The sequence below is a fragment of the Rubrivivax sp. JA1026 genome (genome assembly GCF_011065555.1).
Taxonomy (GTDB): Bacteria; Pseudomonadota; Gammaproteobacteria; order Burkholderiales; family Burkholderiaceae_C; genus Rubrivivax; species Rubrivivax benzoatilyticus.
In genome coordinates, this window is sequence record NZ_JAALCQ010000009.1 from 14089 (window position 1) to 27916 (window position 13828).

General features: G+C 72.4%; 13 protein-coding genes. 6 read left to right on the top strand and 7 right to left on the bottom strand.

What is annotated here, in order from left to right; genetic code table 11:
- The first annotated feature begins 24 nt into the window (after nt 1-24).
- Nucleotides 25-453, top strand: coding sequence for a PaaI family thioesterase (locus G5B56_RS15025; RefSeq protein WP_164963758.1), 429 nt, complete (start codon nt 25-27; stop codon nt 451-453).
- Here G5B56_RS15025 and G5B56_RS15030 read toward each other — a convergent pair.
- Nucleotides 450-1505: an RNA methyltransferase gene (locus G5B56_RS15030; protein ID WP_164963759.1), complete on the bottom strand. Its 1056-nt coding sequence runs from the start codon at nt 1503-1505 to the stop codon at nt 450-452. The two genes, G5B56_RS15025 and G5B56_RS15030, sit on opposite strands and share 4 nt — an antisense overlap.
- Nucleotides 1502-2854 (bottom strand): sigma-54-dependent Fis family transcriptional regulator, encoded by a 1353-nt coding sequence (locus G5B56_RS15035; RefSeq protein ID WP_164963760.1) that lies wholly within the window; start codon nt 2852-2854, stop codon nt 1502-1504. The genes G5B56_RS15030 and G5B56_RS15035 overlap by 4 nt, the downstream gene beginning before the upstream one ends.
- A 195-nt stretch (nt 2855-3049) precedes the next feature.
- Here G5B56_RS15035 and petA point away from each other — a divergent pair, with 195 nt between their 5' ends.
- Complete coding sequence (gene petA, locus G5B56_RS15040) at nt 3050-3664, top strand: ubiquinol-cytochrome c reductase iron-sulfur subunit (protein WP_009858603.1); 615 nt, start codon at nt 3050-3052, stop codon at nt 3662-3664.
- A 111-nt stretch (nt 3665-3775) separates the two neighbouring features.
- Here the strand turns inward: petA and G5B56_RS15045 are convergent, their stop codons facing one another.
- The gene (locus tag G5B56_RS15045; protein ID WP_009858602.1) at nt 3776-4549 is read right to left on the bottom strand and encodes a ferredoxin--NADP reductase; all 774 of its coding nucleotides are present in this window, start codon (nt 4547-4549) and stop codon (nt 3776-3778) included.
- Nucleotides 4550-4676: 127 nt separating this feature from the next.
- On the opposite strand from G5B56_RS15045, the gene G5B56_RS15050 reads away from it, so the two are divergent.
- Together G5B56_RS15050 and G5B56_RS15055 are read left to right on the top strand one after the other, a co-directional pair.
- Nucleotides 4677-5048, top strand: a complete 372-nt coding sequence (locus tag G5B56_RS15050) for a thioredoxin family protein (protein WP_029718963.1) — start codon at nt 4677-4679, stop codon at nt 5046-5048.
- On the top strand, nt 5045-6721 hold the full coding sequence (locus tag G5B56_RS15055) for an MBL fold metallo-hydrolase (RefSeq protein ID WP_164963761.1): 1677 nt from the start codon (nt 5045-5047) through the stop codon (nt 6719-6721). The genes G5B56_RS15050 and G5B56_RS15055 overlap by 4 nt, the downstream gene beginning before the upstream one ends.
- Here G5B56_RS15055 and G5B56_RS15060 read toward each other — a convergent pair.
- Genes G5B56_RS15060 through G5B56_RS15075 form a run of 4 tightly spaced genes read right to left on the bottom strand, consistent with a single transcriptional unit; the run spans nt 6673 to nt 10861 of the window.
- The gene (locus G5B56_RS15060; protein ID WP_164963762.1) at nt 6673-7401 is read right to left on the bottom strand and encodes an arginyltransferase; all 729 of its coding nucleotides are present in this window, start codon (nt 7399-7401) and stop codon (nt 6673-6675) included. The genes G5B56_RS15055 and G5B56_RS15060 overlap by 49 nt on opposite strands.
- Before the next feature lie 28 nt (nt 7402-7429).
- Nucleotides 7430-8167 (bottom strand): leucyl/phenylalanyl-tRNA--protein transferase, encoded by a 738-nt coding sequence (aat, locus tag G5B56_RS15065; RefSeq protein WP_164963763.1) that lies wholly within the window; start codon nt 8165-8167, stop codon nt 7430-7432.
- A gap of 11 nt (nt 8168-8178) precedes the next feature.
- Nucleotides 8179-10290 (bottom strand): prolyl oligopeptidase family protein, encoded by a 2112-nt coding sequence (locus tag G5B56_RS15070; protein WP_164963764.1) that lies wholly within the window; start codon nt 10288-10290, stop codon nt 8179-8181.
- A gap of 13 nt (nt 10291-10303) precedes the next feature.
- The gene (locus tag G5B56_RS15075) at nt 10304-10861 is read right to left on the bottom strand and encodes a YaeQ family protein (protein ID WP_164963765.1); all 558 of its coding nucleotides are present in this window, start codon (nt 10859-10861) and stop codon (nt 10304-10306) included.
- 163 nt (nt 10862-11024) lie between these two features.
- Between G5B56_RS15075 and G5B56_RS15080 the strand changes: the two genes are divergently transcribed.
- Together G5B56_RS15080 and G5B56_RS15085 are read left to right on the top strand one after the other, a co-directional pair.
- Nucleotides 11025-11747, top strand: a complete 723-nt coding sequence (locus G5B56_RS15080) for a hypothetical protein (protein WP_164963766.1) — start codon at nt 11025-11027, stop codon at nt 11745-11747.
- 8 nt (nt 11748-11755) lie between these two features.
- Nucleotides 11756-13828, top strand: coding sequence for a M3 family metallopeptidase (locus G5B56_RS15085; protein ID WP_240920824.1), 2073 nt, complete (start codon nt 11756-11758; stop codon nt 13826-13828).

A 13828-nucleotide genomic window follows, 5' to 3' on the forward strand; every position in this document is an offset into this window, starting at 1 on the left:
CCGTCGGCGGGCAAGATCGGCCGCATGAGCGCTCTGCATCCTTCGGCATCGGTCGACTCCTTCAACGCCCGCGGCGCCGGCCACCTGCCGGGCCATCTGGGCATCGTCGTCACCGCCGTCTCGGCGCGCGAGCTGCGCGCCGAACTCGCGGTGCAGCCCTGGCTGATGGCGCCCAACGGCTACCTGCACGCCGGCAGCGTCGTCACGCTGGCCGACACGGCCTGCGGCTACGGCTGCGTCGCCCACCTGCCCGAGGGCGCGAACGGCTTCACGACCGTCGAGCTGAAGTCCAACCACCTCGGCACCGCACGCGACGGCGTGCTCGACGTCGTCGCGACGCTGGCCCACGGTGGCCGCACGACGCAGGTCTGGGACGCCGTCGTCACGCACCGCGACAGCGGCCGCACGCTGGCGCTGTTCCGCTGCACTCAGATGCTGCTGTACCCGCGTTAACCGCGCTGCAGCACGACCGGCTGTTCGGCCGCGGCGCGGGCGCGCAGCTGGCCGCAGCCGCCGGCGACGTCCTGGCCGGCCGAACGCCGCAGCCGCGTCAGCACGCCGCGCCGTCCCAGCGCACGCGCCATCTCGGCGGCACGTTCCCAGGGCGGGCGGCGGAAGCCGTCGCCCTCGGTCTCGTTGTACGGGATCAGGTTCATCATCGCGTAGCGCCCGGCCAGCAGGCGCGCGATCGCGTCGACCTCGTCGTCGCCGTCGTTGATGCCGTCGAGCAGCGTCCACTGGTACTGGATCGGGTAGCCGGTGGCGCGTGCGTAGCGTTCGCCGGCCTCGACAATCTCCTCCGGCGCGAGCTTCGGCGCGCGCGGCAGCAGGCGTTCGCGCAGCTCGGCCTTGGTCGTGTGCAGCGACAGCGCCAGCGCCGGCTTCACGCGGCCCAAGGGCAGGCGCTCGAAGGCGCGCCGGTCGCCGACGGTCGAGAACACCAGGTTCTTGTGGCCGATGCCGCCGGCGGTGCCCAGCAGGTCGATCGCCTCGAGCACCGCGTCGAGGTTGTGCGAGGGCTCGCCCATGCCCATGAACACGACCTTGGAGACGCTGCGCCGCCGCCGCGCCAGCACGACCTGGGCGACGATCTCGGCGCTGCCCAGCTGGCGCAGCAGGCCGTCGCGCCCGGTCATGCAGAAGACGCAGCCGACCGCGCAGCCGACCTGCGTCGACACGCACAGCCCGTCGCGCGGCAGCAGCACGCTCTCCACCGTCTGGCCGTCGCCGAGGCCGACGAGCAGGCGCTCGGCGCCGTCTTCGCCCGGATGCGCCGAACGCAGCGTGGCCAGCGCGGCCAGCGAGTCGAACAGCGCCGGCAGCGCCTCGAACAGCGCGCGCGGATAGAAGTGTTCTGCCTGGCCGCGGCCGGCGGTCGGCGCGCGGCACTGCACCCAGTTGCGCAGCAGCCGCTCCTCGTGGCCCGGGCCGGCGCCCAGCGCGCGCAGGCGCTGGCGCAACTCGGCCACGCCACGCGGCGCGCTGGCGGCCTGGGCGGGGCTCATCGGGGCTCTCCTTCGGGCGTGTCGAGCTCACGCAGCCGCCGGTACAGCGTGCGTTCGCTGATGCCGAGCTCGCGTGCGAGGTCGGCGCGCCGGCCGCCGTGTGCGGCGAGGCGCTCGCGCAGCGCCTGGCGCGAGATCTCGCGCAGCGAACGCGCCGGGGCTTCGACGGCCAGCGCCGGGCGCGACAGCGGCAGCCCGGCGGCGAGCGCGCGTTCGACGTGCAGCGCCTCCAGCACCGGCCCGTCGCAGAACAGCGCCGCGCGCTCGAGCACGTTGCGCAGCTCGCGCACGTTGCCCGGGAAACGGTGGCCGGCCAGCCGCGCCAGCGCCGCCGGCGACAGCGCGAGCCGGCGTTTGGGCGCGACACGGGCCAGCAGCGCCTCGGCCAGCAGCGCCAGGTCGCCTTCGCGCTCGCGCAGCGGCGGCAGCCGGATCGGGAAGGTCGCCAGGCGGTAGTACAGGTCTTCGCGGAAACGCCCGTCGGCGACCATCGTGCCGAGGTCTCGGTGGGTGGCGGCGACGACACGCACGTCGGTGCGCCGCAGCTCGCTGCTGCCGACACGGCGGAAGGTGCCGCTTTCGAGCAGCCGCAGCAGCTTGACCTGCATCGCCAGCGGGATGTCGCCGACCTCGTCGAGGAACAGCGTGCCGCCGTTGGCGGTCTCGGCCAGGCCGGTGCGTGTCGTCGTCGCGCCGGTGAAGGCGCCGCGTTCGTGGCCGAAGACCTCGGCCTCGAACAGCGTCTCGGGCAGGCTGGCGCAGTCGACGACGACCAGCGCCTGCGCCGCGCGTTCGCTGGCTTCGTGCACGGCACGCGCGACCAGTTCCTTGCCGGTGCCCGACTCGCCGAGCAGCAGCACGCTGGCCTCCGACGGCGCGACACGCGCGACCTGCTCCAGCATCTCGCGGAAGGCCGGCGAGCGCCCGATCAGCCCCTGCTGGGCCGGCTGGCCTTGCGCCGTGCGCAGCGGCGCCATGCGCTCGACGAACAGCACCGCCTCGCCGCTGGCGTCGGCCAGCGGTGTCAGCTCGATGTCGATGTAGGCCTCGCCCTGGGGCGTGTGGTGCAGGTGCAGCACCCGTTCGCGCTGGCCCGATTCGCGTGTCTTGGCGAACGGGCAGGACTCGCCGGCCTGGTCGCAGGGCACGGCGAAACGGTGCGAGACCTCGTAGCAGGTGCGCCCCAGCACGCTGGCCGAGGGGCTGTACTGGCGCCGGTAGGCGGCGTTGGCGGCGACGATGCGGTAGCGCCGGTCGAAGACGATGTGCGGTTCTTCGAGGCCTTCGAGATAACTGGCGAGTTCGGGCGGCGCCGTCAGCCGTTCGGCAACGCGGAGCTTGGGGGGCATCGTGGCAGTGTAACGCGCGCCTCTGCCCGATGTGGCAGCAATGGCTGTCAAAAGTGGCAGACATTATTCCCTTCCGAGATCAGGGAATCAAGCGCAAGTGATTGTCATGAAAGAAGTTTTCGTCTTCTGTCAGGTTGGCACGGCACTTGATAGAGATCGTCTGACACGCAACTTCTGCGAGAAGGACCTGACTCGATGGACATGACGCTGCCCGCTCCGGGATCGCCCGCCAACGCCGAACGCCGCACCTGGATCATGGTGACCAGCGCGGCCGGTGGTGCCGCCGCGGTCGCCACCGCGATCCCGTTCGTCTCGACGTTCGCCCCCAGCGAACGCGCCAAGGCCGCCGGCGCGCCGGTGGAGGTGGACATCTCCACGCTGGCCCCGGGCGAGCTCAGAACCGTGGAATGGCGCGGCAAGCCGGTGTGGATCATGCGCCGCACGCCGGAGATGCTGGCTTCGCTCGAGGGCCACGACGACCAGCTCGTCGACCCGAAGTCCGAGCGCAACCAGCAGCCCGAGTACGCGCGCAACGCCACGCGCTCGATCAACCCCGAGGTCTTCGTCACCATCGGCATCTGCACCCACCTGGGCTGCTCGCCGAGCAAGGTGAACAAGGGCAGCGGCAACCCGAGCGTGCCGGCGGACTGGCCGGGCGGCTTCTTCTGCCCCTGCCACGGCTCGACCTTCGACGGTGCCGGCCGCGTCTTCAAGAACAAGCCCGCGCCGACGAACCTGGAGATCCCGCCGCACGTCTACGTCGCCGAGAACCGGCTGCTGATCGGCGAGGACCGCAGCGCCGTCGCCTGATGCCGTTTGCGGCCTGACGGCCGCCGGCGCCTGCCGCGGGTCACACCGCCTCGGATGCCGGACGCCTGCAGGCCCTCTTGCCACGCCCGGCCGCCGCCGGGCGTTTTTTCGTCACTGGTCGGCGAACGCGCGCTCGATGACGAAGTCGCCCGGCGTCGTCGTGTTGCCTTCCTTGAAGCGCATGCCTTCGAGCATGTGCTTCAGGTCGCGCAGCATCGCCGGGCTGCCGCAGATCATCACCCGGTCGTGGATCGGGTCGAGCATCGGCAGGTCGAGGTCGTCGAACATCTTGCCCGACTGGATCAGCTCGGTGATGCGGCCGCGGTTGCGGTAGTTCTCGCGCGTCACCGTCGGGTAGTACAGCAGCTGGCTCTGGATCATCTCGCCCAGGAACTCGTGCTCGGGCAGGTTCTTCGTGAGCAGGTCGTGGTAGGCCAGCTCGTCGACCTGGCGCACGCCGTGCACGAGGATGACCTTCTCGAACTTCTCGTAGGTCTCCGGGTCGCGGATGATCGACATGAACGGCGCCAGCCCGGTGCCGGTCGAGAACAGGTACAGGCGCTTGCCGGGCAGCAGGTAGTCGATCAGCAGCGTGCCGGTGGGCTTGCGGCCGACGATGATCGTGTCGCCGACCTGGATGTGCTGCAGCCGCGAGGTCAGCGGGCCGTTGGGCACCTTGATGCTCAGGAACTCGAGGTGCTCCTCGTAGTTGGGGCTGACGATGCTGTAGGCGCGCAGCAGCGGCTTGCCCTCGACGCGCAACCCGATCATCGTGAAGTGGCCGTTGGAGAAACGCAGCGACTGGTCGCGCGTCGTCGTGAACGTGAACAGGCGGTCGGTCCAGTGGTGGACGCTCAGGACGCGCTCTTCGTTGAATGCACTCATGACCGGAAAGGGTTGAACGAGATCAAATGCTACACATTCGCGAATACCCTGATGCGCACCCCCTTGCCGGCGACGTGGCGAATTCCCGCCGTCCGAGGCCTTCTGAGCGCGGCTAAAGTCGCGGCCGATGAACGATTCCCCGGGCGCCACGGGCGCCGATGATGTCTGCGCCGCGGTGCTCTGCGCCGCCTGGTGCCGCACCTGCGACGCCTATGCGCCGGTGCTCGACGCGGTGGCCGCCGAGTTCCCCGGCCTGGCCCACCGCTGGATCGACATCGAGGACGAGGCCGACCTGGTCGGCGACCTCGACGTCGAGACCTTCCCGACGGTGCTGGTCTTCGATCGCCGCGCGGTGCGTTTCTGCGGCCCGCTGACGCCGCAGCCCGAGACGCTGCGCCGCGTGCTGCGCGCCGCGCTCGACGACCCGCGGCCGGCGCGGGCGCTGGCGCCCGAGGCGGCCGCGCTGGCCGGGCGCCTGCGCGGCGAGGTCTTCGCGTGAGCGCCTACCGCGTGCCGGCCGACGCCCGCGCCGCGGCCTCGCTGCTGCTGCTGCGCGACGGCGCCGCCGGCCCCGAGGTGCTGCTGATGCGCCGCGCCGAGCGCGACGGCGACTACCGCAGCGGCCTGTGTGTCTTCCCCGGCGGCGTGCTCGACGCGCGCGACCGCGAGGCCCACGCCTGGGTCGTCGGCGACGGTGACGCCGCCTGGTCGGCCCGGCTCGGTGTCGCCGAAGGCGGCCTGGACTATGCCGTCGCCGCGCTGCGCGAGTGTTTCGAGGAGGTCGGCCTGCTGCTCGCTGACCGCCCGTTCGACGCCGTCGCCGCGGCCGCCTGGCGGCGCCGGCTGCACGCCGGCGAGGTCGGCATCGCCGACGTCTGCGCCGCGCTGGGCGTGAAGCTGGACCTGCGCACGCTGAGCTGCCACAGCCACTGGCTGACGCCGCCGGGCGTGCCCAAGCGCTTCGACACGCGTTTCTTCGCCGCGGCGGCGCCCGTTGGCCAGCAGGCCGAGGTCGACGGCAACGAGGCCGTCGAGCTGATGTGGCTGACGCCGCAGGCCGCGCTGGACCCGGCGCGCGGGCTCAAGCTGCTGCCGGTGACCGAGCGCACGCTGCAGGAGCTGCTGCCGTTCGCCGATGCCGCGTCGGCGCTGGCCGCCTCGGCCGCCCGCCGCGACATCCGCCTGACGATGCCGCGCAGCGCGCGCCTGGCCGACGGCCGGCGCACCGTGCTGATGCCCGAGCACCCGGCCTGGGCCGAGGTCGGCCGGCTCGACCCCGAGGGCCGCGGCGACGTGCTCGCCGACCTGGTGGCCGGCCGCGCCGTGCGGCTGTCGCCGCGCATCGTGCGTGTCACGGCGCCGAACCCCGGCCTGATGACCGGCCCGGGCACCAACAGCTACCTCGTCGGCGCGGGCGACGCCTGGACCGTCATCGACCCCGGCCCGGCCGACGAGCGCCATCTGCAGGCGCTGCTGGCCGCGGCGCCGGGGCGCATCGAGCGCATCCTCGTCACCCACACCCACCGCGACCATTCACCCGGCGCCGCGGCACTGGCGGCGGCCACCGGCGCGACGGTGGTGGGCCGCCGCCCGGAGTTCCACGACGGCCAGGACACGGGCTTCCGGCCCGACCATGAACCCGCCGACGGCGAGCGCCTGGACTGCGGCGGCGCCGTGCTGCGTGTGCTCGCGACGCCGGGCCATGCGTCCAACCATCTCTGCTTCCTGCTCGAGGACGAGGACCTGCTGTTCACCGGCGACCACGTGATGCAGGGCTCGACCGTCGTCATCAACCCGCCCGACGGCGACATGACGGCCTACCTCGTGTCGCTGGAGCGGCTGCGCGCGGCGCCGCCGGCCTGGCTGGCGCCGGGGCACGGTTTCCTCGTCGCCGAGCCGCAGGCGGTGTTCGACGCGCTGATCCGCCACCGCCTGCGGCGCGAGCAGCGTGTCCTGCGGGCGCTGGCGCAGCGCGGCGACGGGGACCTGGACTCGCTGCTGCCCGAGGTCTACGCCGACGTGCCGGCGCTGCTGCACGCGCCGGCGCGGCGCTCGCTGCTGGCGCACCTGCTGAAGCTGGCCGCCGACGGCCTGGCCGCCAGCGACGACGGCCTCGTCTGGCGCTACGTCGGCCCGGGCTCGCGCCAGGCGCCGTCGAGCAGCAGCTCGTAGGGCCGGAACAGGCTCTTGTAGGCCATCTTCGGGCTCTCGGCGATCCAGTAGCCCAGGTACAGGTTCGGCAGCGCGAGCTGGCGCGTCTGCTCGATCTGCCAGAGCACGCTGTAGGTGCCGTAGCTGGCCTGCTCCTCGGGTTCGTAGAAGGTGTAGACGGCCGAGATGCCGTCGTTGAGCACGTCGACGATGGCCACCATCTTCAGCGCGCCTGCGGGCGTGCGGAACTCGACCAGGCGCGAGTTGACGCGGCTCTGCAGCAGGAACTGCGTGTACTGGTCGACGCTGTCGTGGTCCATGCCGCCGCCGGCGTGGCGCCCGGACTGGTAGCGCAGGTAGAGCTGGTAGTGCTCGGGAATGAAACACAGGCGCAGCACACGCGCCTTCAGCGTCTCGTGCTGCTTCCAGGCGCGGCGCTGGCTGCGCGACGGCACGAAGCGCTCGACCGGCACGCGCAGCGGCACGCAGGCGCGGCAGCCGTCGCAATGCGGGCGGTAGGTGAACATGCCGCTGCGGCGGAAGCCCGCGGCGACCAGCGCCGAGTAGGCGTCGGCGTGGATCAGGTGGCTGGGCGTGGCGACTTGCGACCGGGCCTGCACGCCCGGCAGGTAGCTGCACGGGTAGGGCGCGGTCGCGTAGAACTGCAGCGACGAGAGGGGTAGCTCCTTCGGATGCGTCACGTGGGTGTCGTTCCGGCGCCGTGGGCGGCTACGGTGCGAGCCGCTCCCACAGCGAGGCATCATAGGTCCAACGGCCAATGTCTTCCTGGGCGCAGGCGTTCGCCAGGTGGCGCTCGAAGGCCTCGCGGTCGATCTCGTGTGCGCCCAGCGACGCCAGGTGGCGCGTGTTCTGCTGGCAGTCGATCAGCGTGATGCCGTTGGCGCGGGCGAAGGCGACCAGCGCCGCCAGCGCGATCTTCGAGGCGTCGGTGCGGTGCGCGAACATCGATTCGCCGAAGAACATGCGGCCGATGCCGACGCCGTACAGGCCGCCGACCAGCTCGCCGTCGATCCAGGTCTCGAAGCTGTGCACGCGCCCCAGGCGATGCCACTCGCGATAGGCGTTCATCACCTGCGGCACGATCCAGGTGCCGTCCTGGCCTTCGCGCGGCGTGTTCGCGCAGGCCGCGATGACGCGGTCGAAGGCCTGGTCGACGCGGATCTCGCAGCCCGGCGTGCGCGCGAAGCGGCGCAGCGTCTTGCGCAGCGAATGCGAGACGCGGAACTCCGCCGTCGGCAGCACCATGCGCGGGTCCGGGCTCCACCAGAGCACCGGCTGGCCGGGGCCGTACCAGGGGAAGATGCCTTTGCGGTAGGCCTCCTCCAGCCGCCCCGGCGTCACCTGGCCGCCGGCGGCGACGAGGCCCGGCGCGTCGGAGTCGGGCCCCAGCGCGTGCCGCGCCGGCGGCAGCGGCGTGTCCTCGTCGATCCAGGCGATCGGCAGCATCGTGCCCGGCGTCAGCGGCCCAGCTGCAGTTGCAGGAAGGCGTATTCGAGCGCCGTCATCTGCGCGCGCTGGCCGTTGTCGGCCGCGCCGCCGTGGCCGCCCTCGATGTTCTCCCAGTACAGCACGTCGTGGCCCTGGCGGCGCATGCGCTCGGCCATGCGGCGCGCGTGGCCGGGGTGCACGCGGTCGTCGCGCGTCGACGTGACGAACAGCACGCGCGGCATCTTCACGCCGGGGCGTACGTTGTGGAACGGGCTGTAGCGCGAGATGAAGCTCCACTGCGCCGGGTCGTCCGGGTCGCCGTACTCGGCCATCCACGAGGCGCCGGCCAGCAGCTTGGTGTAGCGCTTCATGTCCAGCAGCGGCACCTGGCAGACGACGGCGTTGAACAGCTCGGGGCGCTGCACCATCACCGCGCCGACCAGCAGGCCGCCGTTGCTGCCGCCTTCGATGCCGAGGTGGCGCGGGCTGGTGACGCGCGTGGCGATCAGGTCCTCGGCGACGGCGGCGAAGTCGTCGTAGGCCTTCTGCCGGTTGGCGCCGACCGCAGCCTGGTGCCAGGCCGGGCCGAACTCGCCGCCGCCGCGGATGTTGGCGAGCACGAAGACGCCGCCGCGCGCGAGCCAGCTCGAGCCGACGACGCCCGAGTAGTAGGGCTGCATCGAGACCTCGAAGCCGCCGTAGCCGTAGAGCAGCGTCGGGTTGGCGCCGTCGGCCTTGGCGCCGCGCGGCCAGACGACGAAGTAGGGCACCCGCGTGCCGTCGCGGCTGGTGGCGAAACGCTGTTCGACACGCATGCCGGCGGCGTCGTAGAACGAGGGCCGCGACTTCAGCACCTCGCGCTCGTCGCGGCCGACGTGGCCCAGCGACAGCGTGTCCGGCGTCAGGAAGTCGGTGTACTGCAGCAGATAGGCGTCGGCCAGCGGGTCGTCGGCGAGCTCGGGGTCGTGCAAGGCGACGGCCGACAGCGTGCCGGGGAAGGGCGCGGCGACCTCGCGGCGCTGCCAGCGGCCGTCGACCGGGCGCCACTCTTCCAGCCGGCCGGCGACGTTGTCCAGGATCTCGACGATCAGCGTGTCGCGCGTGGCCGTCATGCCGGCCAGCGAACGTGTCGCCGTCGGCTCGAACAGCGCGTCGAAGCGGCGTTCGCCGCGCAGGTAGGCGTCGGCGTCGGCGACCAGCAGCGAGCCGCTCTTCCAGCTGCGCCCGGCCACCGTCCAGTCGCTGCGCAGCGTGATCAGCACACGGCTCTTCCAGAAGCTCAGTTCGGCGTCGTCGGGCTTGTCCAGGCGCAGCAGGCGCTCGCCCTGCAGCAGGAACATCTCGCTGCGGTAGAAGTCCACAGCGCGCTGGAACACCGTGCGCTCGTAACCCGGCGTGTGGTCGATCGAGACGCCGGCGGCGACGTCGGTCTTCCGGCCCTCGAACATCGTCGTCGCCGCGGCCAGCGGCGTGCCGCGGCGCCAGCGCTTGACGACACGGGGGTAGCCCGAGTCGGTCAGCGAGCCGGGGCCGAAGTCGGTGCCGACGGCGATCTCGTCGGGGCCGATCCAGTCGACCTCGCTCTTGGCCTCGGGCAGCACGAAGCCGCCGTCGACGAAACGTTTGGCCACCGTGTCGAACTCGCGCACGACGTGCGCGTCGGCGCCGCCGCGCGAGAGCTTGACGAGCACACGCCGGTACTCGGGGCCGAGCGCGACGGCGCCGCTCCAGGTCCAGTTCTCGCCTTCGGCGCGGCCCAGCGCGTCGACGTCGAGCACCGTCTCCCAGGCCGGTTCGCGCTTGCGGTACTCGGCCAGCGTCGTGCGCCGCCACAGGCCACGCGGGTTGTGCTCGTCCTGCCAGAGGTTGTAGAGCCAGGGGCCGCGGCGCACGACGCCGGGGATGCGGTCGCGCGAATCGAGGATGGCGCGGATGCGCTGGCGCGTCGCGTCGAAGCCCGGCTGCTTCTGAAGCAGGGCCTCGGTCTCGGCGTTGCGCTCGCGCACCCAGGCGAGCGCACGTTCGCCCTGAACGTCCTCGAGCCACAGCAGCTCGTCGTCGGGAAGGGGGGCGGCAAGAGTCATCGTCGGCACGGCGGCTGCCAGCGGCAGCGCGAAGGAGAAGTCGCGGCGGGAGATCATCGGGGCGGGTCTTTCAGTCGGCGGGCCAGAGGCGCACGGGGGCGATCTCGACGCTGGAGCCGGCATCGCCGACCCAGACGTGGCCGTCCTGCACCGTCACCTGCAGCTGCATCGAGCGTGCGGCGAGCCGGGCCAGGTCCTGCGTCTGCGCGGCCGGCAACTGCCAGACCCGCAGGTTGCGCAGCCGCGTGATCTTGCCCTGCAGAGCGCTCCACCACACCGGCACCGACTGGCCGTAGGCGTAGAGCGTGACCTGGTCGGCACGGCCGCAGGCCTTGGTGAGGCGGCGTTCGTCGGTCTGGCCGATCTCGATCCAGTGGCGCAGGCGGCCGTCCAGATCACGCTGCCAGAGCGCGGGTTCGTCGCTGTCGGACAGGCCGCGCGTGAACTGCAGGTTGTCGGCAGCGTCGCCGGCGTCGGCCTGCAGCGCGAAGGCCAGCAGGCGCACCATCAGGCGCTCCTCGGTCTCCGAGGGATGCAGGGCCAGGGTCAGGGAGTGGTCCGCGTACAGCGGCCGGTCCATGTCGGCCACCGCGACGGCGGCCTTGTAGATCGTCGATTTGAGCGCCATGAAGGCCCGGGGGAGGCGGCAACGTCGCCGCGCCGCGCACTGTGCCACAGCGGCGACGCGCGGCGCGCGGGCCTGCCCTCGGAGCGCGACGGGGATGGTGGCGGGTGGCATCATTGCCGGTTCGGCCGGCGGGTGCCGGCCACCCCATTCACGAGGATCGTTCATGAAGCGCAACCTTGCGCCGCGCCTGGCCGCGGCCCTGCTCGTCGCCGGCAGCTGCACGGCTGTCTGGGCGCAAAACACGCCGCCTGCCGGCAAGGCGGCGGCCCCGGCCTCGGGCCGCACCTTGTCGCTGGGCGGCAGCGGCGTCGGCGGCGGGCCGCTCCTGACCCGCGCCCAGCTGCGCGACTGCCTGGAGCGCCGTGACGCCGTCGCGGCCGGCCGCGCCGAGGTCGAGGCCGAGCGGGCGAGCCTGGATGCCGAGCGTCCGGCCCTCGCCGCCGAGCAGGACAGCCTGAAGGCCGACCGCGAGAAGCTCAACGAGTTCTCGCAGCGCTCCAAGGAACTGGTCGCGCGTTACAGCGAGCTCAACCAGCGCGTCCAGGACTGGAACCAGCGCATGGAGGATCTGGGCGAGCGCACCGGGCCGACGGCCGAGCGCGAGAAGCGCAAGCTCGACCGCGAGAAGGCCGAGATCGACAAGACCCGCCTCGCGCTCGATGCCGAGCGCCAGCAGCTCGAGCAGGGCGCTCAAGGCGGCGTCAGCGCCTTCAACGCCCGCGCCGCGGCGGCCGAAGCCAAGGTCGTGTCGTGGAACGAACGCAATCTCGCGCTGGCCGAGCGCACCGAGAAGCTCAACGCCGAGCGCGACCTCTGGGCTGGCGAATGCGCCAACCGCCGCTACCGCGAGGACGACGAGATCCTGCTGAAGAAGGGCGCCAAGTGAGCGCCGCCGTGTCGACCCCTCTGGCGGACAACCCGCTGCTGCAGGACTGGACCGCGCCGTTCGGCCTGCCGCCCTTCGACGCCCTGCACCCGGCGCACTTCCGCCCCGCGTTCGAGGCGGCGATGCAGGCCCACCGCGACGAGCTGGCCGCGATCGGCGCCAACCCCGAGGCGCCGAGCTTCGACAACACCGTCGCCGCCCTCGACCGCAGCGGCCGGCTGCTGGCGCGTGTCGAAGCGGTCTTCTACAACCTCAGCGCCTCGCACACCTCGCCCGAGCTGCAGGCCGTGCAGCGCGAGATGGCCGGCCCGCTGGCCGCGCACGACAACGCCGTCTACATGGACGCGGCGCTGTTCGCGCGTCTGGACACGCTGCACGCGCGCCGCGCCGAGCTCGGGCTGGACGCCGAGCAGCAGCGCCTGCTCGAACGCGTGCACCTGGACTTCGTGCGTGCCGGCGCGCGCCTGCAGGGCGCGGCGCAGCAGCGCTACGCCGAGGTGATGGAGGAGTTGGCCGCGCTGACGACACGTTTCGCGCAGAACGTGCTGCACGACGAGGCCTCGTTCCGGCTGGAGCTGAAGACCGAGGACGAGCTGGCCGGGCTGCCCGGCTTCGTGCGTGCCGCGGCGCGCCAGGCCGCGGCCGACCGCGGCCTGGACGGCCACGTCATCACGCTGTCGCGTTCGCTGGTCGTGCCCTTCCTGACCTACTCCGAGCGCCGCGACCTGCGCGAAGCCGCCTGGCGCGCCTGGGTCTCGCGTGGCGAACATGGCGGCGAGCACGACAACCGCGAGGTCGCCCGCGACATCCTGCGCCTGCGCCGCGAGCAGGCTTCGCTGCACGGCCACGCCTGCTACGCCGACTACGCGCTGGCCGACACCATGGCCGGCCGCCAGGCGGCGGTGCAGCAGCTGCTCGGCGAGGTCTGGCCGCGCGCGCTGGACGCGGTGGCGCGCGAACGCGCCGCGCTCGAGGAGGTCAAGGCCGCTGACGGCGTGCCGGGCACGATCGAGGCCTGGGACTGGCGTTTCTGGGCCGAGAAGGTGCGCCAGCAGCGCTACGCGGTGGACGACGCCGAGGTCAAGCCGTACTTCGCGCTGGAGAACGTGGTCGCCGCCGCCTTCGACTGCGCCGGCCGGCTCTTCGGCCTGCAGTTCGTGCGCCGCGCCGACCTGCCGGTCTACCACCCCGACGTGCACGCCTACGAGGTGCGCGACGCCGCGGGCACGGCGATCGGCGTGTTCCTGCAGGACAACTTCGCGCGCCCCAGCAAACGCAGCGGCGCCTGGATGAGCCCGCTGCGCTGGCAGAGCCGCAACGCGCCCGACGGCGGCGCCGAGCTGCCGGTGATCCTGAACAACAACAACTTCGCCAAGGGCGAGCCCGGCCGGCCGACGCTGCTGTCGATGGACGACGTGCGCACGCTGTTCCACGAGTTCGGGCACGGCCTGCACGGCCTGCTGTCCAGCGTGCGTTACGCGCGCCTGTCGGGCACGCAGGTGCTGCGCGATTTCGTCGAGCTGCCGTCGCAGCTCTTCGAGCACTGGGCGACCGAACCCGAGGTGCTGGCGCGCCACGCCCGTCACGTCGACACCGGCGAACCGATCCCGGAAGACCTGGTGCGCCGGCTGCAAGCCGCGCGCCGCTTCAACCAGGGCTACGAGACCGTGCGCTACTGCGCCAGCGCGATCGTCGACATGGCGGTGCACGCGCTGCCCGACGCCGAGCCGCCGGCCGACCTCTGCGCCTTCGAGGCCGAGCTGATGGCCGCGCAGGGGCTGCCGGCCGCGGTCGGCATGAACCACCGCCTGGTGCACTTCCAGCACCTGTTCTCGAGCTCGGGTTACGCCGCCGGCTACTACGTCTACCTCTGGGCCGAGGTGCTGGATGCCGACGGCTACGATGCCTTCACCGAGGCCGGCAGCCCGTTCGACCCGACGGTCGCCGAGGCGCTCAAGCGCTGCATCTACGCCGCCGGCAACAGCCGCGAGCCGGGTGCGGCCTACGCCGCGTTCCGCGGGCGCGCGCCGACGGTGCAGCCGCTGCTGGAGAAGCGCGGCCTGCTGCCCGAGCCGGCCTGA